The sequence below is a fragment of the Campylobacter bilis genome (genome assembly GCF_016806695.1).
Lineage (GTDB): Bacteria > Campylobacterota > Campylobacteria > Campylobacterales > Campylobacteraceae > Campylobacter_D > Campylobacter_D bilis.
The window spans coordinates 1-718 of the sequence record NZ_WUED01000041.1 but is presented as its reverse complement, the minus strand read 5'-3'; the positions used below and the strand labels follow the sequence as shown (position 1 = coordinate 718).

1 protein-coding gene and 1 pseudogene are annotated in these 718 nt (G+C 41.1%); one reads left to right on the top strand and one right to left on the bottom strand.

The features are described from left to right. The first annotated feature begins 99 nt into the window (after positions 1-99). Positions 100-432: a hypothetical protein gene (locus GRQ01_RS07585; RefSeq protein WP_227656248.1), complete on the top strand. Its 333-nt coding sequence runs from the start codon at positions 100-102 to the stop codon at positions 430-432. On the opposite strand, the pseudogene GRQ01_RS07580 reads toward GRQ01_RS07585, so the two are convergent. Beyond that, positions 429-718, bottom strand: a pseudogene (locus GRQ01_RS07580) (autotransporter outer membrane beta-barrel domain-containing protein); the annotation flags it as partial. The gene GRQ01_RS07585 and the pseudogene GRQ01_RS07580 sit on opposite strands and share 4 nt — an antisense overlap.

Genomic DNA, 718 nt, shown 5'->3' with positions numbered 1-718 from the left:
ATGCCTGTAGAAGAAGTAGAGGTATTGACAATGGAACCTAAATTAGCCCCTTTTTTGATTTCTATGTCTCCATCTATAGATCCATCTCCTGTATTGAGTATGCCTGAACCTCCGCTAGAACTTTCAACAGAACCTGTGCCTGTAACTACTATGGCTGAACGGCGGGTGCGGGTTTTAGGGTTACCATTATTAGTGCTATTATCTCCATCTTCTTCAAGTTCCTCTTCTAAGCTAGTACCTATGTTTCCTTCATTGACTATACCTGCTGTGCCTCCAAAGACTTCTCCTGCTATGGTGATTTGGGCAGTGACTTCTTTGCCTTTGCCTATGGCTATACCGGCATTGCCTGCTTTTATAGAGGTACCTTGTTTAACTTCTATGCTTCCTGAAGTGATGGTACGGCTAGTACCATCAAGGTTGATGTCGTTTTAGCCTGCATCAATGCTACTACCTTCTTCAAGTATGATTTGGCCTATGGAGGCATCTTTGTTTAGAGGGCTAAGATCGTAAAAAGATATGCCGTCTAATTTGGCTTCTATGGTGCCTTTGTTAATAAGGGTGCCTATTTTATTGCCTGATTCTGCTAAGATACCATGATTTGCAGACTTTAAGGTTCCGCTATTTATTAAAGTTTGGATGGATCCTTGGGATTTATTAAGAGAAATGGCTATAATGTCTGCATTTCTATCATTGCTTCTTTGTGATTCTATGGTGCCTG

Coding starts and splice junctions, on each gene's coding strand:
- GRQ01_RS07585 (WP_227656248.1), top strand. CDS start 100: ATGCCTGAACCTCCGCTAGAACTTTCAACAGAACCTGTGCCTGTAACT.